This is a genomic window from Sulfitobacter mediterraneus, assembly GCF_016801775.1.
GTDB lineage: Bacteria > Pseudomonadota > Alphaproteobacteria > Rhodobacterales > Rhodobacteraceae > Sulfitobacter > Sulfitobacter mediterraneus_A.
Genome location: NZ_CP069004.1, coordinates 3,053,713 through 3,077,082, shown reverse-complemented (window position 1 = coordinate 3,077,082; position 23,370 = coordinate 3,053,713). Strand labels below are relative to the sequence as shown.

Genomic DNA, 23,370 nt, shown 5'->3' with positions numbered 1-23,370 from the left:
TATGCACCCGAAATTTGATCCGCAACCGACGCTGCAAGACGATGACCTCTGCCTGCGCCCTCTGACCGCAGATGACCGTGAGCCATTGTTCGCAGCGGCCAGCGATCCTGCGATCTGGGCCGGACATCCCGCCAAGACCCGCCATGAACAGGCGGTTTTTGACCCATATTTCGACAGTTTGCTGGCCAGTGGCGGCACTTTGGCCGTGACTGAGCGCAGCAGTGGACGGGTGATCGGATGCTCACGCTATTACGAGGCGCCTGACCATCCCGGAAGCGTGTCGATCGGTTATACTTTCCTGGGGAGGGACCATTGGGGCGACGGCACCAACCACGCGATGAAAGCGCTGATGTTTGCCCATGCCTTTGACGTGGTGGATGAGGTCTGGCTGCACATTGATCCCGGTAACATTCGCTCGCAGCGGGCCACTGCGAAACTCGGGGCAAAGTGGGTCTGTGATGCAAAGCTGACAATGGGCGGCAAATCGGGTGTCTGGCAATGCTGGCGGATCACCCGCGCAGACTGGAAAGCCGGTTTGGCCGGTTAACGTTTGCGTCCGACTTGACGGCAAATCAGGATCACCGGCAGCAGGCCCATCGCAACAATCACCAGTGACGGCACCGCCGCCCCTTCAAGGCGCTCATCACTGGCCAGCCGGTAGGCCTGCACCGCCAATGTGTCATAGTTGAAGGGCCGCATGATCAGGGTCGCTGGCAGTTCTTTCATCACATCAACAAAGACGATCAGCAACGCCGTCAGCAGGCTCGGCGCAAGGATCGGAAGATGCACCCGCCGCAGGGTGCCAAGCGGAGTTTGCCCCAATGACCGTGCGGCGGCGTCCATATTGGCATGCACCATTGCCTGTCCGCCCTCATAAGCGCCAAGCGCCGCCGCGAGAAAACGCACCAGATAGGCCGCGATCAACAGCCAGATTGATCCGGTGATGAGCAACCCTGTCGAGATGTCAAAGGTCGCCCGCATCCAGGCATCAAAAACATTGTCAAAGGCCGCAAAAGGCACCAGCAGTCCCACCGCGATCACGCCCCCCGGCACAGCATATCCCAGCCGCGCCACATAGGCCGATCCGTTGGACAGACGCCCCGGTCGAAGGCGTTGAAAGAACCCGACAGAGATTGCCGCGCAGACCGTTACAACCGCAGCGATCCCCGCCAGTGTGACAGAATTCTGGATGAACCCCAGATAACGCGGGCTGAACAGATTTTGCTCTGATCCCAGTCCCATCACCAACAGAACGGCAATTGGCAGTACCGCGCCAAAGACCACCGGAATACCGCAAACAATCATAGCGGCCGCCGCGCCCCAGCCCTTGAGTTGAATGGGTGGCATCGCCTGACTGCGGCGGGACGGATCGTGGTATTTGGCCCGCCCCCGTTGGATGCGTTCCAGCAGCGCCAGCAGCAATGCAAAGCTGAGCAAGCAAAGCGCCAGTTGCGCCGCCCCGGCTCTGTCGAACATCGAAAACCAGGAGGTGTAGATGCCGGTGGCAAAGGTCTGCACCCCGAAATAGGCGACAGTGCCAAAATCCGCGATCGTCTCCATCACCGCCAACAACACACCGCCTGCGATGGCAGGTCGGGCCAAGGGCAGGCTGACCTTGAAAAACGCGGCCCATGCGCTGGACCCCAAGGCGCGAGCCGCCAAAAAGGTTGTGCCACTTTGCTGCAGAAACGCGGCGCGGGCCAACAGGTAAACATAAGGATAAAGGACAAGCACCAGCATCGCCGCCGCACCGCCCAGTGATCTGATTTCGGGAAACCAATAATCGCGCGGCCCCCAGCCCGTCAGATCGCGCAAGCTCGCTTGGACAATACCAGGGTGATCCAGCACATGGGTGTAGGCATAGGCCAGCACATAGGCCGGAAAGGCCAAGGGCAGAACCAGCGCAATCTCAAGGATTTTCACAGCTGGAAAACGGGTCATTGTCACAAGCCACGCCGCCCCTACGCCAATGGCAAATGTCCCGATCGACACCAGAAGAACCAGCAACAGCGTGGTCGCCGCATAGCGGCCCAGAACGGTGTCGATCAGATGCGCCACCGTATCCGTGCCGCCGCTCAGCGCGGCAATCAGGACCGCCAGCATCGGCAAAGCGCAGATCACGGCCACCAGTACGGACACAAACGAAAGCACCCGTATCCCGTCACGCGGGGCGGTTCTGGCTGCTGTTTGTGTCGGGTTCAGGGTCATGCCCCTATTTCGACGATTCTGCTCAGGAATACCAGTGCGGCGGCACCAGATGGCACGGGTTTAGTCGTAGCTGCGCTGATCCTCGATCACCAACCCGTCCCTAGGCAGGCTGCCGGGAGCGACCACTTCGATCTTGCCCTTGAGCTTGAGCAATTGCTGAACCGATTGGGCATATGCATCCGCATCACCGCCGTCCGCTTCGATCTGGACGGTCATCACGTCGGTTTCCCCTGCACGGCTGGCCACGACACGGGCCTTCGCGACCTCGGCGTGGTGGGCGACCAGCTCGGCCACCTGTTCGGGGCGGACAAACATGCCCTTTATCTTGGTCGTTTGGTCGGCGCGGCCCATCCAGCCCTTGATCCGCATATTGGTGCGCCCGCAAGGCGATGTGCCTTCCATGGCCGCGCTGAGATCGCCTGTGGCGAAACGGATCAGCGGATAATCGGGGTTCAGGGAGGTCACAACGACCTCGCCCACTTCGCCCGGGGCGACAGGATCACCGGTGCCGGGCGTTACAATCTCCACGATCACGCCTTCATCGACGATCATGCCTTCCATCGCGGGGGTCTCATAGGCAATGTTGCCCAGATCAGCGGTGGCATAACACTGCAAACAGGCGATACCGCGATCGATGTAATAGCTGCGCAGGGATGGGAACAACGCCCCGCCGCCCACGGCGGCCTTGGTGATCTTGAGCGTTTCGCCCATCTCATCTGCTTTTTCGAGAATGATCTTCAGGTAATCGGGCGTACCCGCATAGCCGGTGGTGCCAATGTCAACCGCCGCACGGACCTGCAGTTCGGTCTGGCCGGTGCCCGCAGGCAGTACCCTTGCACCCACTGCCCGCGCACCGCTTTCAAACATATGGCCTGCCGGGGTCAGGTGATAGCCGAAACAGTTCTGCACGATGTCACCTGTGCCAAATCCGGCCGCATGAAGAAACCGGCCCATGCGCCAGAAATCGGCCACACTGGTGCTGCCGGGCTCGTAAATCGGACCGGGGGATTGGAACACATGGGTGACATTGTTGACCGCGATACCGCCAAAGGGTGGATTTTGCTTTTGCCAACCGGACAGATCGGATTTGCGCAGCACTGGCAGCGCCACAAGATCTGCTGCAGTTTGTACGGTTGCGGCGGCCTCGCGCCATTCAGCCGGGGCTTCGGTTATGGCCGCAAGACGGCTGCGCAAAAGCGCGGATTGCTCCGCCGCGCGCTGGTCGGCGCTGCGCGTTTCCTGTTCGTCAAAGAAAGAGGTGCTGGCCATGGCATCTACCCCGGTTAAAATTGCAATAAAATCGGTCTTGGGATGGGTTTAGCTGAGCCAACGCTTGCGGCGGCGATAGCTGCGCACGTCGCGGAAGGATTTGCGCCCCTCATCGGACATTCCCAGATAAAATTCTTTAACGTCCTTGTTCTCACGCAGGTCGGCGGCGGGGCCGTCCATCACCACACGGCCCGATTCAAGGATGTAGCCATAGTGGGCGTAGCGCAGGGCAACGTTGGTGTTCTGTTCCGCAAGAAGGAAAGTCACGCCTTCCTTTTCGTTGATCGCTTTGACGATCTCAAAGATCTGTTCCACCAACTGCGGCGCAAGACCCATGGATGGCTCGTCCAGCAAAATGGTCTCGGGGCGGCTCATCAAGGCGCGGCCCACGGCGCACATCTGCTGTTCGCCGCCTGAGGTATAGCCCGCCTGACTTTTGCGGCGCTCTTTCAAGCGGGGGAAATAGTTGTAAACCATTTCGAGATCTGCGGCGATGGCGGCTTTTCCGTCGGTGCGGGTATAGGCACCCGTCATCAGATTCTCTTCAATGGTCAGGTGCTCAAAGCAGTGACGGCCTTCCATCACCTGCACGACACCCTTTTTCACGGTTTCAGCGGGATCTGCGTCCTGAATATCGAGGCCGCGGTATTTGATTGACCCCTTGGTCACTTCACCACGCTCAGAGGCCAGCAAACCCGAGATCGCTTTCAGCGTCGTGGTTTTGCCCGCGCCATTGCCACCGAGCAAGGCAGTGATGCCACCCTTGGGCACGTTCAGGCTCACGCCTTTCAACACAAGGATCACGTGATTGTAGATCACCTCGATATTGTTGACTTCAAGGACGTTATCGACCTGAGTCTCGGCGGTATTGGCAGCATCCAGCATGGGGCAAACCCTTCATAAAAATCGTGGGATCTCTGGCCGCAACGGGTGCTGCGGCCAGAGGGAAACGGTTACTTACAACCCGCTTCGATGTTGTTCTCGGATGCATAGGCACCCGAATCCTCGTCGATCAACGGCTGGATCACGGACATGTCTGTTTCGGAGAACTCAGAGATCAGCTTCCACTCCTTTGCGGTCGCGTCCCACTGGGTCATGCCGATCAGGCCCGGACCACCGTGGTTTTCACAGGACACGCTGAAGGATGGACCAAAGTTTGGCATACCGAGGTCGGCCATTTTCGCTTCTGTGATCTCCAGGTTTTCCATGCCATCGCGCATCATCGCTGGGGTGATGTCGGCGGTGCCGTGAATTTCCTGCGCGGTTTTTGCCGCTTCGGCTGCCAGCATCGCGGCATAGAGGCCACGGTTGTACAGGACGGTACCGATCTGATCGCCCGCACCGGCCGCTTTGCCTGCATCGACAACGTGTTTTTTGATGTCGTCAAACACCGGGAAGTCATCGCCAACGCCGTGGAATGTCAGAGCCTTGTAGCCGTCGGCCTTGTCGCCCGCTGCAAGAACGTCGTTCTCGGAACCGGACCACCAGATGCCAATGAAGTTTTCCATTGGGAACCGGATGTTGGCCGCTTCTTGAACCGCAACCTGGTTCATCACGCCCCAGCCGTACATGATCACGTAATCAGGCTTGTCGCGGCGGATTTGCAGCCACTGGGATTTCTGTTCCTGACCGGGGTGGTCAACAGGCACTTCCTTGAATTCAAAGCCGTGCTTGGCGGACAGTTCCTGCAGTGTGCGGATCGGCTCTTTGCCGTAGGCGGAGTTGTGATAGACCAGAGCAATTTTTTTGCCATTCAGATCACCACCGTTCTCGCTCAGCAGATAGTTGATCGCGCCGGAAGCACCGTTCCAGTAGTTCGCTGGGTAGTTGAACGTGTGGCTGAACACTTTGCCGTTTGCAGCAGACGTCCGGCCATAGCCCATGGTGTGCATCGGGATATTGTCAGCCGTGGTCTTTGGGATCAGCTGGTAGGTGATACCTGTGGAGAGCGGTTGATACACCAAAGCGCCTTCGCCCTTGGTGGATTCGTAGCATTCCACACCTTTTTCGGTGTTATAGCCGGTTTCACATTCGATCACCTTGGCCATCACGCCGCCGATGCCGCCGTCACGGGCGTTCAGCATGGTGAAATAATCCGCATAGCCATCAGCGAACGGGATACCGCCAGCGGCGTATGGGCCGGTCCGATAGCTCAGGCTTGGGAATACGAGATCCGCCATGACCGGGCTTGCCGCCATCAGGCCTGCAACGGCCAGTGTACCTAGTTTATATTTCATCGGTGTTTCCTCCCTTGGATATTATCCGATTTCCGTAGGGCGGGGGTCACCCCGCCATCGACGGGGTTCGCCCCGTCGTCTTCCCATGGCCTTCCCTAGTGCGGGAAGGGCCACAATCTCAATTTCTCTTTGGCCACGCGCCACAGTTGTGCCAGGCCATGTGGTTCCGCGATCAGGAATACAACGATCAGACCACCCACGATAACAAGCTGCAAGTGTGCGACGATATCCGTGGGCCATCCCAGCCAATCCACGCCGACAATTTTCAACAGCACCGGCAACAACACAAGGAAGGCCGCGCCAGCAAAAGAACCGAAGATGGAGCCAAGACCGCCGATGATGATCATGAAGAGCACGAGGAAAGATTTGGTGATGCCGAAGGCTTCGCCAACTTCCACGGCGCCCAGATAGATCGCAAAGAACAGCGCGCCCGAGATACCGATAAAGAACGAGGACACCGCAAAAGCCGTCAGTTTGGCCCGCAGCGGGTTCACCCCGATGATTTCGGCGGCGATGTCCATATCGCGGATCGCCATCCACTTGCGCCCGACAGAGCCGCGCGTCAGGTTCCGTGCCACCAGCGCCGATGCGATGGTGAAGATCAGGCAGAACATATAGGTCGCCCAGGCCTCGGTATTGGGGCCAGTGATCAGGATGCCAAAGGTGTCACGCTCAGGTGCGTTGATCTGGCCAGAGGCAGAGTAGTTGTAGAACCACGGCACACGGTTGAAGAGCCAGACCAGAAAGAACTGTGCCGCCAGTGTCGCCACCGCAAGGTAGAACCCTTTGATCCGCAGCGATGGCAGGCCAAACAGAACCCCCACTGCGGCTGTGATCAGCCCCGCAAGCAGAACGTGGATGAACATGCTGACATCGGGCATCGCCGTCATCAGCTTGTAACAGGCATATGCGCCCACCGCCATGAATCCACCGGTGCCAAGCGAGACCTGACCGCAATACCCCACAAGGATGTTGAGGCCGATGGCCGCAATTGCGTAGATCAGGAACGGCAACAGGAACGAGTTTGCCCAGTAATCGTTGATGATGAACGGGATCACAAAGATCGCGATAAACAGCACCACATAGTACCGGTAGCGGTCAAATTTGATCGGGAATGTCTGCTGGTCCTCGGCGTAGGACGTGTTGAAATCGCCGGCTTCACGGTAGAACATTTAGAAGCTCCCTCTCAAGTATTCGGTCGGGTGGGTTTGCGCCCACCGCTGCTGCGATGTGGTGTTTTCAAACACGCTCAATGATCTTCTCCCCGAAGAGGCCCTGCGGCCGGAAGACAAGGAACAAGAGCGCCAGCATATAGGCAAACCAGTTCTCGGTCGCACCGCCAAGGAAGGGCGCGCCGATCAGGAATTCAAAGAGCTTTTCACCCACACCGATGATCAAGCCACCGACAATTGCGCCGGGGATCGAGGTAAAGCCGCCCAGCATCAGCACCGGCAGTGCCTTGAGCGCGATCAGCGAAAGCGAGAACTGCACGCCCGATTTTGCACCCCACATGATGCCCGCCACCAGCGCGACAAAACCTGCCAGCGACCAGACCAGGATCCAGATAAAGTTAAGCGATACACCCACGGACAACGCCGCCTGGTGATCATCCGCCACGGCCCGCATGGCGCGGCCCTGTTTGGTGTATTGGGCAAACATCACGAGACCAATCACGAGGACAATCGCAACAACACTCGCCACGATATCGAGATTGTCGATAAAGAAGCCGTAGCCGAACGCATTGTAAGTGGTTTCGTCAATCCAGAGGTTCAGGCCCTGTGGAAGGCAGGCCCCTTCTGCGGCACAGACGTTCAGCGACTTGATCTCAGACCCCCACATCAGATCGGCGACCCCTTCAAGGAAATACGCCAGACCGATGGTTGCCATGAACAGGATGATGGGTTCCTGCCCGACCAGATGCCGGAACACGAACCGCTGCACGCAGACCGCCAGCAGCACCATCACCGCAACGGTGATGATAATCGCGATGGCGGAATGCACATGCCAGCCAAAATGGTGCACATCGGTGCCCAGAATGGCATTGATCAGATGCGAGAACGGCACTTGTCCGTTCTGGATACCGACCAGCGTCATCGCCGCAAACAGCGCCATAACCCCTTGGGCATAGTTGAAAATGCCAGACGCTTTGTAGATCAGGACAAAGCCCAGCGCGACCAGCGCATAAAGAACCCCGGCCATCAGGCCATTGAGGAACACTTCGATTGTAAAAGCCAATTGTTCGGGCATCAGAATGCTCCCTTTTCAATCAAATGCTCAGTCATGGGCCACCCCCAGATAGGCATCAATCACGTCTTGGTTGTTGCGCACGTCGTCAGGTGTGCCGTCGCCAATCTTCTTACCGTAATCCATCACGACCACACGGTCGGACAGGTCCATCACCACGCCCATGTCGTGTTCGATCAGGGCAATCGTGGTGCCAAATTCGTCATTCACATCCAGAATAAAGCGGCTCATGTCCTCTTTTTCTTCGACGTTCATGCCTGCCATCGGCTCATCCAGCAGGAGGATCGATGGCTCCGCCGCCAAGGCCCGCGCCAGTTCCACACGTTTTTTCAAACCGTAGGACAGACGCGAAACCGGCGTTTTGCGGATCGCCTGAATTTCCAGGAAATCGATGATCTTTTCCGCGACTTCGCGGTTGGCGATCTCTTCCTGCTCGGCTTTGCCCTTCCAAAAGGACTGGGCAAACAGGCCAGTGTTCATATGGGTCAAACGGCCGGTCATCACATTGTCGAGCACCGACATCCCTTCAAACAGGGCGATGTTCTGAAACGTGCGGGCGATGCCCTGCTCGGCAACCTGAAACGGTTTCATCGCGGGACGGCGGCTGCCTTTGTACCAGACCTCGCCTTCCTGCGGGACGTAAAAGCCGCTGATCACATTGAGCATTGACGATTTGCCGGCGCCGTTCGGGCCGATGATCGCACGGATCTCGCCTTCGCGGATGTCAAAGGAGATATCCTTAATCGCCTCCACCCCGCCAAAACGGAGGGTGATGTTCTTCATCTCCATCACAACAGGCCCGATCGTGCGCCCGTCTTCGGTGGTATAGCTTTCTGCAGTTGCGTTCACACCGCGCCCCCCTTTACCCTGAGTTCAATTCTTTGCCGTTCCATCCATGCGGGCCTTGTTTGCCCTGTCATTCCGCAGCCATCTTTTGGGCCACGGGTGCCACTTTGGCTTCACGCACTTCCAATGTGGCCTTGATGCTGCCTTTACGGCCATCCTCATAGGTCACTTCGGTTTCGGTGCTGACGGATTTGGACCCGTCATAAAGCGCGGTGATAATGTCGTGGAACTTATCCTCGATGATACGGCGGCGCACCTTGCGGGTCCGGGTCAGTTCGCCGTCATCCGCGTCCAGTTCTTTGTGCAGAACCACAAACCGATGGACTTGGCAGCCCGACAGCATCGCGTCCTCTGCCACCGATTTGTTAACCTCTTCTACATGGCTTTGGATCGTGTCCATCACCTGCGGATGGCGCGCCAGTTCCTGATAGGAAGCATAGCCGATGTTGTTGCGCTCGGCCCAGTTGCCAACGGCGGTCAGGTCAATGTTGATGAAGGCAGTGCATTCATCCCGGCCATTGCCAAAGACCACGGCCTCCAGAATATTCGGGAAGAACTTGAGTTTGTTCTCTACATACTTCGGCGCAAAGAGCGATCCATCTGCCATCTGGCCCACGTCCTTGGCCCGGTCGATGATCCGTAGATGGCCGGAACCCTCTTCGATAAAGCCCGCATCGCCCGTCGCGACCCAGCCTTCGGCGTCTTTTGTGTCTGCCGTGCTTTCGGCGTTTTTGTAGTATTCCACAAACACCCCCGGAGACCGGTAGAACACTTCTCCATTGTCCGCGATCTTCAGTTCGACACCCGGACAGGTCACGCCAACGGTGTCACTGCGCACTTCGCCATCGGGCTGCGCCGTGATAAACACGGTTGCTTCGGTCTGACCATAAAGCTGTTTGAGGTTGATCCCAAGCGAGCGGTAGAAATCAAAAATCTCGGGGCCAATCGCCTCGCCCGCTGTATAGCCAACCCGCACACGGCTAAAGCCAAGCGTGTTTTTCAGCGGCCCATAGATGCACAATTCGCCCAGTTGATATTTCAGGCGATCCCAGCCGCCAACGGGTTTGCCATCCAGAATACTGGGGCCAACCTTGCGGGCATGGGCCATGAAATAATCAAACAGGCGCTTTTTGAAGGGGCTGGCGTCTTCCATGCGGATCATGACGTTGGTCAGCTGGGTCTCGAACACGCGCGGCGGAGCAAAGTAGTAGGTCGGCCCAATCTCGCGCAGATCGACATGCATCGTTTCTGCGCTTTCCGGGCAGTTCGTGCAAAAGCCGGTCCACATCGCCTGACCAACGGAAAAAATGAAATCGCCCACCCAGGCCATCGGCAGATAGGCCAGGATATCATCGGTCTGACGCAGGTTATCAAACTCAGACGAAGACTTCGCCGTTTCAATGATGTTGCGGTTTGACAGAACAACGCCCTTGGGCTTGCCGGTGGTGCCGGAGGTATAAAGCATCACGCCGGTGCTGTCATAATCCAGCTTGGCCGTGCGGCGCTCCAGTTCTTTGATGTATTCGTCATGGGCCGCGCGGCCCTGATCCTGCACATGGCTGTATTGGTGCAATGTCGTGTGGTCATATTTGCGCAAGCCGCGCGGATCGAGGTAAATCAGATGTTCGAACTGGTGCAGACCTTCCTGCACTTCGATCACCTTATCGACCTGTTCCTGATCACCAACGATCACAAACCGCGCGCCGCAATGCCCCAGAACATAAGCCATCTCTTCGGCGTTGGCGTCCTGATAAAGCGGAACAGGCACGGCACCGACCATCTGGGCGGCGACCATTGCCCAATAAAGATACGGACGGTTGCGCCCGATCACCGCGACAAAGTCACCCTCGTTCACGCCAAGGTTCATCAACCCTAGTGCAAGCGCCTGAACCTCCTCGTGGGTTTCAGCCCAGGTCCAGCTTTGCCAGATGCCATATTCCTTTTCGCGATACGCCGGGGCATTCGCGAATTTCGTTGCGTTGCGTTGCAAAAGCGCCGGAACGGACTGCGGTCCGTCGGCGCGCGTCAGCGGCTTGGCCAATTTGTATTCCTCCCATACCCGCCACTTTGGCGAGCCAGATCACTTGTGCGATTCTCTTCCTCACAAGGATGTTGGGATTAGACTGACGGTCAACTTTTTCCTGAAGTTTTCTCAATCCTTACGAATTGTTACACAGCAAAAAGACCTGTTTGCACCCTTGGCGCATGCCCGTTTTGGGTGTTAGCGATAAGGCAGGGGGCACAATGGCACTGAGCGATGCACAAACCAAGGCGATGACTTCCGCAGGGCTGAACCTGATCGTACAGGCCCTGACAATCTATGATTCCGATCTGCGCCTTGTTGTCTGCAATGCCCCGTTTCAGCAGATGTTCTATCTGCCCGATGCACTGGTCACGCCCGGCGCCCCGTTTGAAGACACGATCCGCCATCTGGCAAAACGCGGCGAATATGGCCATGTCTCGGATCTTGAGGAGTTCGTCACCGAACGGGTCGAACAGGCCCGCGCCTTCAAACCGCATTACATGGAAAGGACCCGCGCCAATGGCCGCACCATCAGCGTGGAAGGCTCCCCTTTGCCTCAGGGCGGCTGGGTCACGGTTTACACCGACATCACCCGCACCAAGCAACAAGAGGCGCTGTTGCGGGCGCGGTCCGACGCCCTGAGCGATCAGGTATTGGCCCATGCCGAACAATTGTCAGCGACCAACCGCGAACTGGCGGCGATGATCACAACGCTTGAAGAAACCAAGCGTCAGCTCACCGAAAGCGAAGCCCGCACCCGCCTGACCACCGAGATGATGCCGGCCCATATTGCGCATGTGAACGCCGATGGCATCTACACCTATTCGAACCGCAGATTGTCGTCAGTTATCCCCGGAAGGCCTAGCAATATCATAGGCTTAACCAGTCGTCAGGCTTTGGGAGATTCCGCCTATGAACGCATTGCACCATCGCTGGCCAAAGCCTATGCCGGTGATCCATCTGTGCTTGAATTTACCGACGATCACAGCGCCCGTCGCATCCGTGTCGCCTTTACCCCTGACACCCGTGGCGGCATCTACATTCTGTCGATGGACATCACCGAGGAAACCCAAACCCGCGTTGCTCTGCAGCAAACCCGCAAACGGGAATTGGCCGCACAAATGATCTCCGGTCTGGCGCATGATTTTTCCAATCTTCTGACCATTATCCTCGGCCTGCAATCCCGGCTTGGCCGATTGCCGGATATGCCCGGCGCCGCGGATGAACTGATCGAAGGCACTCTGGCTGTGGCGCGGCGCGGCGGAGCCCTGCTCAGCGCGATTGCGGATGTGACCGGCCCCAGAGCCCTGCGCCCCACGGCCACTGATCTGAGCCTTTTTCTCCGTGATTTTGAAACCTTGGCCGCCCCCACATTGCCCGATGGCATGACCCTCACGGTGCTGGATGAAGCGCCAGAAACCCTCGCTCTGCTGGACAAAGGCATGGTTCAGGACAGCCTGTTGAACCTGATCCTGAACGCCCGCGACGCCTGCGGCAAAAGCGGACATATCACCCTCGCACAGCGCATTGTGCACGACACCTGGATCGAATGGGTGATGCAAGACAGCGGGCCGGGGTTTTCTGCCAAGGCACTGGAGAAGGGCATTGATCCGTTTTTCACCACCAAGGGCAGTGAAGGATCGGGGCTGGGCCTGTCGATGGTCTATGACCTGACCAAATCCGCGGGGGGCGATCTGCGCCTGTCCAATGGAACGGGCGGCGGGGCGCAGGTGGTGCTGCGCCTGCCCTACCGCCCGGCGCTTCATGCCACCACGGGCATGGTCCTGCTGGTCGAAGACGAAGACGATCTACGCGCCGGCGTCCGTGATATGTTAATGAGCCTTGGCCATTCGGTGATCGAAGCCACCAGCGCGGATGAGGCCACGGCCTTGCTCGCCGACCTGCCCGATATTGCCATGGTACTGTCTGACATCCAACTGATCGGCGAGGCAACGGGCCTTGATCTGGCAGAACGGGTGAACCGCAAGCTGCCATTCATCTTGATGACCTCTTTGCCCAAGGATCACGCGTTGTTCCTCAAGGCGCAAACCCTTGCACCGGTCCTGCAAAAACCCTTCACCGCTGCCGATCTGGCCGCCTTGATCACCCCCAATGAGGTTGCTGCCGAATGACCAAACCGCTTGTCACTATTCTGGACGATGAGCCGGAGATCCGCCGCATGCTTGTTGACGTGCTCGAAGAGGCTGGTTTTGCAACTCTCAGCTTTGGCCGCGCCCGCGCGTTCGAGGCGGCTTTGGCCAAACATACCCCCGATGTCTGCCTCGTAGACCTCAGTTTGCCTGACACCGATGGACTAACCCTCGTACATCGCCTCGCGCTGGAACAGGGTGCAATCGTGATCATCATTTCGGGCCGATCTCAGGTGCAGGATCGTGTCACGGGGTTGGAGTTGGGCGCAGATGACTACATCATCAAACCTTTCGACCCGGCCGAAGTGGTGGCTCGCATCCGCGCCCGCCTGCGCAACACCAAACCCGCCCCCCAGGCCGGTGACACAGCCAGCTTCAGCGGCTGGACCGCGCATTTTGACCGTTACATCCTTGAGGATGACGCAGGTGGTGAAACCCCGTTTTCCCATGCCGAAGGCGAAGTGTTGCGCCTGTTTCTCGACAGTCCCAAACGCCTGATCAGCCGGACGCAGATGCAAGAAAGCCTTGGCGGCGCGGCCTCCGAAAGCTTTGACCGGGCCATGGACGTCCGCATCTCGCGGCTGCGCACCAAGCTGCGCGAAGACCCCAAGAACCCGCAGCTGATCAAAACCATCTATGGCGCGGGCTATATCTTTCTCGGCGACGTCAGCTGGACCTAACCCAGCTGCGCAACTGCCCCGGCCAAGACCTTGAGCCCGGCCACCAGATCCACCTCATTTGTGTCTTCCTCAAAGGCATGGCTGATCCCATCAATGGACGGCACAAACAGCATCGCAACAGGCATCAAGCGCGATACATTGGTGGCGTCATGCAACGCCCCCGACGGCATTCCCCGCCAGCGCCCCGGCGCCACCGCTTCGGCCTGCGCCTCCAATGCCCCGCGCAACCGCGCATCCATCGCCACCGGCTCCAGCCCCAACAGCGGCCCATAGTCCAGCGTCAAATCACCCGCCAGCGCCACCTCATGGGCCGTGTCGCGGATAATCTGCTCCATCCGGTCCAAACGGTCTGAATTTCCATCACGCCATTGCATTGAAAACGCTGCCCGCCCCGGCACGATGGAAGAGGCATTGGGATGCAAGGACACATGCCCGATGGTCCAAACCGTGCTGGGCGTCACTACATTGCGCAGCCGGTCATTCAGCAATGTGTTGAACGCCGAGACCGCCTGAAACGCATCACGGCGCAGATGCATGGGCGTTGTACCCGCATGGTTCTGCTGGCCGTCAAAGGTGATCTTCATTTCACGGATGCCGACAATATCCGTGACCACGCCAATCTGCTCATTTGCAGTATCCAGCGTTGGTCCCTGCTCGATATGCATCTCGATAAAGCCGGTGAACTGGCATGGATCAACGTCACCCGTCACCCGGTCTGCCATGGCGACCCGCGCATCGGCCAGCCGCACGCCCGCATGATCTGTCAGCGCATCAGCAGTCTCTTGTGAAAGATGCCCCGCCCAGACCGCCGATCCTGTGGTCACGCCAAACCGGCCCTCTTCATCCTGAAACGACACCACCGAGACCGCAGGCCCGCCCGCCTCCTGTGCGGCGCGGGCCACCTCCAATCCAGCGATCACGCCCAGCGCACCATCCAGCCATCCACCTTCCGGCTGGCTGTCAGAATGCGAGCCAAGCAAGATCGACGGCCCCTCCGCCAAGCCAAAGAGATTGCCCATGGGGTCTACTGCAACGGTCAGACCCGCCGCGCGCATCTGGCCTGCCAGCCAATCGCGTGCCGCCAGATCAGGCGCCGAATAGGCCGGGCGCACAACGCCTTTGCCCACGCCAGACGCACCAAATCCGCGCAAAGCATGAAGATCCGCAAGGAATCGCGCTGCATCTATCTGCATGATGCCCCCTCTTTCTTTTTGGCAAAAAAATACTCTGGGGGAGTTTGAGGGGGCAATGCCCCCTCATCAACCAAATAATATCGAATGCGCCGTCAGGCGCACCTTTGGATCACTCGGCGGCCACCTGCGTGCTCGCCGCTTCAACCTTCACGGCCGAAAACTTGAACTCGGGGATCTTGCCATAGGGATCCACCGCAGGGTTGGTCAGAATATTCGCCGCCGCCTCGACATAAGCAAAGGGCAGGAACACCATGTCCGGCGATACGGCGCGGTCTTCGCGGGCCATGATCTCGATCGAACCGCGTTTGGTCGTCAAACGCACATGATCGCCCGGAACCACACCCAGCTTGCGCAAGGTGGAGGGGTGCAGCGAACAGTTTGCCTCCGGCTCCAAACCGTCCAGAACACTGGCGCGGCGGGTCATGGACCCGGTGTGCCAATGCTCGAGCTGGCGACCGGTGGTCAGAATCATCGGGTAATCCTGATCCGGCACATCATCCGGGGCAATGATCGAGGCAGGCGTAAATTTCGCGCGGCCACCGGCACGCGGAAAGCCATCGCCAAACACAATCGGCTGACCGGGATCTTCGGGTGAGAGCGACGGATAGGTTACCGCATTTTCGACCGCGAGACGATCCCATGTGATGTTGTTCAGCGACTTCATGTTTTGCTTCATCTCGGCAAACACATCGGCGGGGCCTTCATAATCCCAGCCAAGACCCAGACGTTTCGCCAGTTCCACCTCGATCCACCAGTCCTCACGCGCTTCGCCGGGGGGCGGCACAGCGGGTCGGCCCATTTGCACCTGACGGTTGGTGTTTGTCACCGTGCCGGACTTTTCTGCAAAGGCCGAGGCCGGAAGGATCACATCAGCATAGTTCGCGGTTTCGGTGATAAAGATATCCTGCACCACCAGATGCTCCAGCTTGGCCAGGGCGTCCCGCGCATGTTCCACATCGGGGTCCGACATCGCCGGGTTTTCACCCAGCACATACATGCCGCGAATATCGCCATCATGCACCGCGTCCATAATCTCGGTGACGGTCAGACCCTTCTGGTTGGAAAAGTCCTCACTTTTCCACACTTCGGTAAAGGCGCTGCGCACACCATCATCGGTGACCGGTTGGTAATCGGGCAGGAACATCGGGATCAGACCCGCGTCAGAGGCACCTTGCACGTTGTTTTGGCCGCGCAGCGGATGCAGACCCGCACCGGGGCGGCCCACCTGGCCAGTCATCAACGCCAGCGAGATCAGGCAGCGCGAATTGTCGGTGCCGTGGATGTGCTGGCTGACCCCCATGCCCCAGAAGATCATCGCGGCATTGGCACCCGCAAAGGTCCGCGCCACATCACGCAGGGTCTCAGCGTCGATGCCGCAGACCTCCGCCATCTTCTCTGGCGAGAAATCCTTGAGGTGCTCTTTCTCGGCTTCCCAGTTCTCGGTGTAGGCCTCGATATATTGCTGATCAAAGAGGTTCTCTTCGACAATCACATGCATGATCGCATTGAGCATCGAAACATCGGTGCCGGGGCGGAACTGCAGCATATGGCTGGAGAAGCGTTTGAGCGCCTGACCGCGCGGATCCATGACGATCAGCTTGCCACCACGTTTGGTGAACTGCTTGAAATAGGTCGCCGCGACGGGATGGTTCTCAATCGGGTTACAGCCGATGGCGATCGCCACATCCGCATTCTCAATTTCGTTGAACGTCGCAGACACCGCGCCGGAACCGACGTTTTCCATGAGCGCCGCAACAGAGGATGCGTGGCATAGACGGGTGCAGTGGTCGACGTTGTTGTGACCAAACCCCTGGCGGATCATTTTCTGGAACAGATAAGCCTCCTCGTTGGTGCATTTGGCAGAGCCAAAGCCCGCAACGCCGGTGCCGCCGATGTCTTTCAGCCCCTTGGCGGCAAAATCCAGAGCCTCATCCCATGACGCTTCGCGGAAGAACTCCTGCCAATTGCCGGGGTCAACGTTCAATCCCTTGGCAGGCGCATCGTCACGCCGGATCAGCGGTTTGGTCAGGCGGTGATCGTGGTGGATATAGTCAAAGCCAAAGCGACCTTTGACACAAAGCCGTCCTTCGTTCGCGGGGCCGTTGATGCCCTCGACATATTTGACCTTGCCGTCTTTGACCTTGAGCGAGATCTGGCAGCCCACACCGCAGAACGGGCAGATGCTGTCGACTTCACTGTCGAAATCGGCGCTGTCACCGACCTGGTTCTCGTCCACCACAGTAGACGGCATCAATGCCCCTGTCGGACAGGCTTGCACACATTCGCCGCAGGCCACGCAGGTGGAGGCGCCCATCGGGTCTGCCATATCAAAAGTAGGATAGCTGTCATGGCCGCGGCCCGACATGCCGATCACGTCATTGACCTGCACTTCGCGGCAGGCGCGAACGCAGAGACCACATTGAATACAGGCATCCAGATTGACTGACATCGCAACATGGCTGTCATCCAGCAGCGGGATGCGTCCCTCTTCGATCTTGGGGAAACGGCTTTCGCTGACGCCGTTCAACGCGGCCATATCCCACATGTGGCTCGATTTGTCATGGGCCACTTCGGGTGCGGGTTGATCTGCCACCAGCAGTTCCATAACCATTTTGCGGGCGTTTTCGGCGCGGGTGTTGTTTGTGGTGACGACCATGCCTTCGCTGGGCTCGCGGATACAGGAGGCCGCCAGCGTGCGTTCGCCTTCGATCTCGACCATACAGGCGCGGCAGTTGCCGTCCGGCCGGTAGCCAGGTGCAGGTTTGTGGCACAGATGCGGGATCTTCAGGCCGCGACCATTGGCCACTTCCCAGATCGTCAAGCCCGCTTCGGCCTCTACTTTTTCGCCGTCGAGCGTGAATGTGATCTTGTCCGCCATCCTGTCCTCCTGAAAAGCGCTGCTGCCTCTATAGCCAATTGTCGGTTTTTGCGGGAGTCCCATTCCCGACGCCCTGCCCCAAATTTGCGCCAAACCGCCCGTTGGCGGTGATCGTAGGTTTCGTATTGGCGCGGATGGCTTTTCACTTGGTCCTTGCTGCCCTATCAAAGTCGCAAGAAGGATTTTCAGACATGTCGCATATCACTCTTATCCGCCACGGGCAGGCCAATTCCGGCGCCAAGGACGAGGTCAGCTATGACCGGCTTAGCGATCTGGGCCACGAACAGGCGGCGTGGCTGGGCCATTACCTGCGTGAGGCCGGAAGCCATCACACAAGACTGTTTACCGGCACTTTGATCCGCCACCGCGAAACGGCGGACGGGATGGCCACCGGTCTGGTTGCTAAACGTGACGCGCGGTTGAACGAGCTTGAGTATTTTACGCTTGCGACGCTTCTCGAAGAGCAACACGGCGTGCCTTTCCCGACCGAACAAGGCAGCTTTACGTCCCACTTGCCAACAGTCTTCGAATACTGGAAATCTGGCAAGCTGGAGGGCGCGCCGGAAACCTGGCAGCATTTTCACGACCGGATCGAAAGCGCATTGCGCGATATCGCGGCTGGGGATGGGCCTGCGTTGGTGGTCACATCGGGCGGTCTGATCTCGATGGTGATGGCACAGGCGATGGGCCTTAGTGTGCCGGCCATGGCCCGTATGGCGCTGGCGATCATGCACACGTCCATGCACCGGCTATTCCCCATTGGCGGGCATTGGTCGCCGGTTCTGTTCAACGCAGTGCCGCATCTGGAAACCCCCGACAGGCGTCTTGCCCAGACACATATCTAAAAGGTGATCTCATGCTGAAACTCTATTACGCCCCCGGTACGATCTCGATTGCAGTCGCCCTTGGCCTTGAAGAGACCGGTCTGGCCTATGAGCTGGAGAAGGTGGATTTTACCACCGCCGCGCAGACCAAGCCGGCCTATCTGGCGATCAATCCCAAAGGCCGTGTGCCCGCCTTGATCACTGAGAAAGGCACAATCCTGACGGAAACGGGCGCCTTGCTTGAATATATTTCCGATCTCGCGCCGCAGGCCGGATTGATCCCGTCGGATATCGAAGACGCCGCCCACATGCGCAGCGTGATGTTCTATCTGGCGTCGACCATGCATGTCGCCCATGCCCACAAGATGCGGGGCAGCCGCTGGGCCGACAAACCAGAAAGCCATGCCGACATGCAGGCGAAAGTCCCGCAAACCGTGCGGGCCTGCGCGGAATATGTGCAATCCGATTGCCTGCGCGGTGATTATGTTCTGGGGGACCGGATCAGCATCGCCGATCTGTATCTGTTTATCGTCTGCAACTGGATGGAAGGGGATGGCGTGCCGCGCAAGGACTTTCCGGCCATTGATGCTTTCCTCAGCCGCATGGACGCGCGGGACAGTGTTAAGACCATTCGTGAAAAGGGTATGCTATGACCACGCCACATCTTTGGGTCCGCGCCGAACAGCGCGACAATGAAACCCGTGTCGGATTGACCCCCGAAGGCGCGGCAGAACTGCTGGCGGTAGGGTTTTCCGTGACGGTAGAGGCTTCTGACAGCCGGGTGATTGCGACCGATGATTATGCAAAGGTCGGCTGCACCATTGCGCCTGCCTACAGTTGGCCCGATGCCCCCGCAGATGCGATTATCTTTGGCCTAAAGGAACTGCCCGAAGATGGCACGCCCCTGCCGCACCGGCACATCATGTTTGGCCATGCCTTCAAGGGCCAATCTGCCGGGCAGGCGTTGCTCAAACGGTTCAAAGCGGGCGGCGGTACCTTGCTGGATCTGGAGTATCTGACCGATGAAAGCGGTCGCCGGGTGGCGGCCTTTGGCTATTGGGCCGGTTTTGCCGGTGCGGCGGTTGCCCTGAAATGCTGGGCCGCGCAGCAAAGGGGCGAGGTGGCCGGACCGGTCGCCCCCTATCCGAACGCCGATGCGATGAAAGACGCCCTGCGCAAGGAGCTGGCGCCGTTTATGGATCAAGCCCCCGATGCCCTGATCATCGGCGCCTTGGGACGCGTTGGCACCGGCGCGGCGGATCTGTGCAAAGCGATGGATGTCAGCGTCACCGGATGGGATATGGCCGAGACAGCGCATGGCGGACCTTATCCTGAAATTCTGGATCACACCTTGTTTTTCAACTGCATTCTGGCCGGTCCTAACACGCCACCCTTCGTGCGCCCTGATGCGCCAACCGCCCCGCGCAAGCTGCGGGTGATTGGTGATGTGGCCTGTGATCCGGACAGCGATTTCAACCCCGTGCAGGTCTATGACAAGACCACCACCTGGGCGGAACCGGCGCTGCGGGTGCATGACGATCCGCCGCTGGATGTCACGGCCATCGACAACCTTCCCTCAATGCTGCCGCTTGAAAGCGCGCAGGATTATGCGGGGCAATTGCTGCCAACCTTGCGGTCGCTGGCCGGGGATCAGGCAGGCGTTTGGGCGCGGGCCGAAGCGACCTTTGCCAAACATCTCGCTGCGGTGTGATCAGACGTCAGGCTTGGCCAGCGGGACAACCGTGGTTTCCGCACTGTCCTTGGACAGTTCTTCAAAATCAAAGTTGTGCAGGCGGCCGGCGCGTTTGGCCGCCTTTTCACTGCTGATCATGATCTCGTCCACGTCTTTGCGGGCCTGACCGAAGTGCCGATCGAGGTTGCCAACGCGCGTCACCAAACGTTCCACATCGCCGTGCAACGCGCCCAGTTCCTTGCGGATCGCGCCCGCCTGTTCTCGCATTCGCGCGTCTTTCAGAATTGCCCGCATGGTGTTCAGCGTCGCCATGCAGGTGGTTGGCGATACAATCCACACCCGTGCGGCAAAACCATCGCGAATGAGTTCGGGGAAATTGGCGTGCAATTCGGCATAGACTGCCTCTGACGGCAGGAACATCAACGCGCCATCTGCGGTTTCACCTTCCAGAATATACTTCTCCGAGATCGCCTTGATATGGGCCTTGACCGAGACTTTCATCTTGGCCACGGCCTCTTTCAACTCATAATCCGTCTTGGCATTGCGCAGTGCCTCATAGGCCTCCAGCGGGAACTTGCTGTCGATCACAATCGGCCCCGGTGGGTTCGGCAGATGGATCAGGCAATCGGCGCGTTTTCCGTTGGTTAGTGTCGCTTGCAGACTATAGCTGTCAGAGGGCAGTGCCTTTGACACGATGTCATGCAGCTGAATTTCGCCAAAGGCACCGCGGGTCTGCTTGTTGCTGAGAATGTCCTGAAGGCTGAGAACATCGCCGCTCAGCTTGGTGATATTGTCCTGCGCCTTGTCGATGGCGGCCAGCCGTTCCTGCAACTGCGTCAAACTGGTGGTCGTCTGCTTGGCCGAGCCGTGCAGGGTGTGGTTCATCCGTTCCTGCATCTCCGCCAAGGCCCGTGCGGATTTGGCTGCATTGTCAGCCAGCCGGTCTTGCATCTGTTGCTGCACATTGGCCATGCGCGTTTCGATGCTTTGGATCATCTGGGCCTGTGCGTTGGCTTGTGTGTCAGACACCGTCTGCAGACCGCCGCGCAATTGTTCCTGGCCCGCGCCGAGCTGTTGCACATGGCCACCGAGGATCTGCATCTGCTGTGCCAGCGGCGCGGCCATCTGGGCCGAACGCCCCGCCGCCCGCACCGCCATGATCAGCAGGATCAGGATCAACATGATCACCCCCGCCCCGATCAGCGCCGCTGTGACCTGCGGATCACCCCATTGATATGTTTGCCCTGCGATTGTGATCATGTCCGTCCAAAGAGCCGTTCAATATCGGCCAGCTTGAGTTCTACGTAAGTGGGGCGTCCGTGGTTGCATTGCCCCGAATGCGGGGTCGCCTCCATCTCGCGCAACAGCGCGTTCATCTCTTCGGCCCGCATCCAGCGGCCCGACCGGATCGAGCCGTGACAGGCGATGCGGCTGAGGATCGCCTCGATCCGTGCCTGCAGGATGTTGCTGTCGTTCTGGTCGGCCAGTTCATCCAGGATATCAAGCACCATCGCGCGGGCGTTCACCGTGCCAAGGATCGCGGGTGTTTCGCGCACTGCGACGGCGCTGCCGCCAAAGGCTTCGATGCCCAGCCCAAATTTTTGCAACTCGTCCGCCAGGTCCAATAGACGGGCGCAATCGCCTGCTGACAGTTCCACAATCTCGGGGATCAGGAGCGCCTGCGCCGCGACGCCGTTTTCGGCCATCTGGGTCTTGAGCTTTTCATAGACGAGCCGTTCATGGGCCGCGTGTTGATCGACAATGACCATGCCCGTTTCGGTCTGCGCGATGATGTAGTTTTCATGCACCTGACCGCGGGCTGTGCCCAACGGATATTGCTGCGCGGGATCTTGGGTTTCGACCACCTCTTCCGGCGGAGTTTCGACACGGCCCCACATCCCAGCGGTCTCGGCGAAACCCGGCGCTTGCGCGTCATAGGCCGCCTGCCGTGCGCCTGTTGATGGGCGATCCATCTGATAAACCCGTGCGCCCGTGGGTTCGGGACGCATCGCGCCAAGGGTGGCCCCCGCGACCGTGGTCGAGGCGCGATGCCCGGCATTGGCCAGCGCGTGACGCAGCGCCGAAACGATCAACCCACGCGCCAGACCGGGATCGCGAAACCGCACCTCGGATTTTGCAGGATGCACGTTTACGTCTACCAGCGTCGGATCACAGTCCAAAAACAGCGCCGCCGCCGGGTGCCGGTCGCGGCTGAGAAAATCGAAGTAGGCACCGCGCAGCGCGCCAGTCAGCAGTTTGTCCCGCACCGGACGGCCATTCACGAACAGATATTGCGCCACTGCAGATCCACGCGAATAGGTCGGCAGCGCGGCAAAACCAGTCAGATGCAGCCCCTCGCGTTCCGCATCGATGCGCAACGAATTGTCTGCAAATTCGCGCCCCAACACCCGCGCCAAACGGCCATGCAGGGCATCGAACAAATCGCCCTGCTCCGCATCGGCGCGAAACACCTCGCGCCCTGCTCCGTCACCAGAGACATCCCGCAGCACGATCTGCACAAAGGGTTCCGCCATCGCCAGTCGTTTGACCACATCGCCAATCGCCTGCGCCTCGGCCCTGTCGGTGCGCATGAATTTGAGCCGCGCGGGCGTTGCAAAAAACAGATCGCGCAGGGTGACAACGGTGCCGCCGTTCAGGGCCGCAGGTTTGACTGCACCCATTTTGCCGCCGCTCACCGTGACCTCTGCCCCTTCATGTCCTGCGGCGCGGCTGGTGATGGTCAGCCGGCCCACCGCGCCGAGAGACGGCAATGCCTCCCCACGAAAGCCGAAGGTGTGAATATTCAGCAGGTCCGAGCCGTCAATTTTGGAGGTCGCATGCCGCGACAGGGCCAGCGGCAGATCATCCGGCGCAATGCCGCAGCCATCATCCGTGACCCGGATCAATGTCTTGCCGCCGTCCGCATATTCCACCGTGATCCGGCTGGCACCGGCATCAACAGCGTTTTCGACCAGTTCTTTGACCGCAGAGGCAGGCCGCTCCACCACTTCGCCCGCGGCGATGCGGTTGATTGCAGCGTCGTCCAGTTGCCGGATGACGGGCTGATTTTCGCTTATATTGGGGTTGGGATGCGCCATAGCGCAAAACCTAGCATGGGAGCGCCC

At 59.0% G+C, this 23,370-nt stretch carries 18 protein-coding genes; 6 read left to right on the top strand and 12 right to left on the bottom strand.

The annotated features are described in order from the left end of the window. Nucleotide 1 precedes the first annotated feature (1 nt). A complete protein-coding gene (locus JNX03_RS15180) occupies nt 2–547 on the top strand; it encodes a GNAT family N-acetyltransferase (protein ID WP_203209849.1) in 546 nt (181 codons plus the stop codon). Here the strand turns inward: JNX03_RS15180 and JNX03_RS15175 are convergent. The 8 genes from JNX03_RS15175 to JNX03_RS15140 form a co-directional block, all read right to left on the bottom strand. Then, complete coding sequence (locus JNX03_RS15175; RefSeq protein WP_203209848.1) at nt 544–2,208, bottom strand: ABC transporter permease; 1,665 nt, start codon at nt 2,206–2,208, stop codon at nt 544–546. The two genes, JNX03_RS15180 and JNX03_RS15175, sit on opposite strands and share 4 nt — an antisense overlap. A gap of 60 nt (nt 2,209–2,268) precedes the next feature. After that, nucleotides 2,269–3,477: a phenylacetate--CoA ligase family protein gene (locus tag JNX03_RS15170; protein ID WP_203209847.1), complete on the bottom strand. Its 1,209-nt coding sequence runs from the start codon at nt 3,475–3,477 to the stop codon at nt 2,269–2,271. Between the two features lie 48 nt (nt 3,478–3,525). Continuing rightward, nucleotides 3,526–4,362 carry an ABC transporter ATP-binding protein gene (locus tag JNX03_RS15165; RefSeq protein ID WP_203209846.1) on the bottom strand — a complete coding sequence of 279 codons (837 nt, stop codon included), beginning with the start codon at nt 4,360–4,362 and terminating at the stop codon, nt 3,526–3,528. Nucleotides 4,363–4,430: 68 nt separating this feature from the next. Beyond that, nucleotides 4,431–5,714: an ABC transporter substrate-binding protein gene (locus JNX03_RS15160; protein WP_203209845.1), complete on the bottom strand. Its 1,284-nt coding sequence runs from the start codon at nt 5,712–5,714 to the stop codon at nt 4,431–4,433. A 95-nt stretch (nt 5,715–5,809) separates the two neighbouring features. Further along, a complete protein-coding gene (locus tag JNX03_RS15155; protein ID WP_037907039.1) occupies nt 5,810–6,886 on the bottom strand; it encodes a branched-chain amino acid ABC transporter permease in 1,077 nt (358 codons plus the stop codon). Between the two features lie 67 nt (nt 6,887–6,953). Then, nucleotides 6,954–7,961 (bottom strand): branched-chain amino acid ABC transporter permease, encoded by a 1,008-nt coding sequence (locus JNX03_RS15150; protein WP_203209844.1) that lies wholly within the window; start codon nt 7,959–7,961, stop codon nt 6,954–6,956. A 27-nt stretch (nt 7,962–7,988) separates the two neighbouring features. Then, nucleotides 7,989–8,747 (bottom strand): ABC transporter ATP-binding protein, encoded by a 759-nt coding sequence (locus tag JNX03_RS15145; RefSeq protein ID WP_238936727.1) that lies wholly within the window; start codon nt 8,745–8,747, stop codon nt 7,989–7,991. A gap of 127 nt (nt 8,748–8,874) precedes the next feature. After that, nucleotides 8,875–10,845 carry an AMP-binding protein gene (locus JNX03_RS15140; protein WP_203209842.1) on the bottom strand — a complete coding sequence of 657 codons (1,971 nt, stop codon included), beginning with the start codon at nt 10,843–10,845 and terminating at the stop codon, nt 8,875–8,877. Nucleotides 10,846–11,048: 203 nt separating this feature from the next. Here JNX03_RS15140 and JNX03_RS15135 point away from each other — a divergent pair, with 203 nt between their 5' ends. Together JNX03_RS15135 and JNX03_RS15130 are read left to right on the top strand one after the other, a co-directional pair. Then, a complete protein-coding gene (locus JNX03_RS15135) occupies nt 11,049–12,959 on the top strand; it encodes a PAS-domain containing protein (RefSeq protein WP_203209841.1) in 1,911 nt (636 codons plus the stop codon). Continuing rightward, nucleotides 12,956–13,657 (top strand): response regulator transcription factor, encoded by a 702-nt coding sequence (locus tag JNX03_RS15130; RefSeq protein WP_203209840.1) that lies wholly within the window; start codon nt 12,956–12,958, stop codon nt 13,655–13,657. Before JNX03_RS15135 ends, JNX03_RS15130 begins: the two co-directional genes overlap by 4 nt. Here the strand turns inward: JNX03_RS15130 and JNX03_RS15125 are convergent. Then, the gene (locus tag JNX03_RS15125; protein ID WP_203209839.1) at nt 13,654–14,850 is read right to left on the bottom strand and encodes a Zn-dependent hydrolase; all 1,197 of its coding nucleotides are present in this window, start codon (nt 14,848–14,850) and stop codon (nt 13,654–13,656) included. The two genes, JNX03_RS15130 and JNX03_RS15125, sit on opposite strands and share 4 nt — an antisense overlap. A 109-nt stretch (nt 14,851–14,959) precedes the next feature. Beyond that, the gene (fdhF, locus tag JNX03_RS15120) at nt 14,960–17,728 is read right to left on the bottom strand and encodes a formate dehydrogenase subunit alpha (RefSeq protein ID WP_203209838.1); all 2,769 of its coding nucleotides are present in this window, start codon (nt 17,726–17,728) and stop codon (nt 14,960–14,962) included. A gap of 191 nt (nt 17,729–17,919) precedes the next feature. Here fdhF and JNX03_RS15115 point away from each other — a divergent pair, with 191 nt between their 5' ends. The 3 genes from JNX03_RS15115 to JNX03_RS15105 are packed head-to-tail and all read left to right on the top strand — an operon-like array spanning nt 17,920 to nt 20,263. Then, nucleotides 17,920–18,573 carry a histidine phosphatase family protein gene (locus JNX03_RS15115; protein ID WP_203209837.1) on the top strand — a complete coding sequence of 218 codons (654 nt, stop codon included), beginning with the start codon at nt 17,920–17,922 and terminating at the stop codon, nt 18,571–18,573. A gap of 14 nt (nt 18,574–18,587) precedes the next feature. After that, nucleotides 18,588–19,205 carry a glutathione S-transferase family protein gene (locus JNX03_RS15110; protein ID WP_203212264.1) on the top strand — a complete coding sequence of 206 codons (618 nt, stop codon included), beginning with the start codon at nt 18,588–18,590 and terminating at the stop codon, nt 19,203–19,205. Further along, nucleotides 19,202–20,263: a saccharopine dehydrogenase gene (locus JNX03_RS15105; protein ID WP_203209836.1), complete on the top strand. Its 1,062-nt coding sequence runs from the start codon at nt 19,202–19,204 to the stop codon at nt 20,261–20,263. The genes JNX03_RS15110 and JNX03_RS15105 overlap by 4 nt, the downstream gene beginning before the upstream one ends. Here the strand turns inward: JNX03_RS15105 and JNX03_RS15100 are convergent, their stop codons facing one another. Continuing rightward, complete coding sequence (locus JNX03_RS15100; RefSeq protein WP_203209835.1) at nt 20,264–21,505, bottom strand: DNA recombination protein RmuC; 1,242 nt, start codon at nt 21,503–21,505, stop codon at nt 20,264–20,266. After that, nucleotides 21,502–23,343, bottom strand: coding sequence for a DNA mismatch repair endonuclease MutL (gene mutL, locus JNX03_RS15095; protein ID WP_203209834.1), 1,842 nt, complete (start codon nt 23,341–23,343; stop codon nt 21,502–21,504). The genes JNX03_RS15100 and mutL overlap by 4 nt, the downstream gene beginning before the upstream one ends. Between the last annotated feature and the right edge of the window lie 27 nt (nt 23,344–23,370).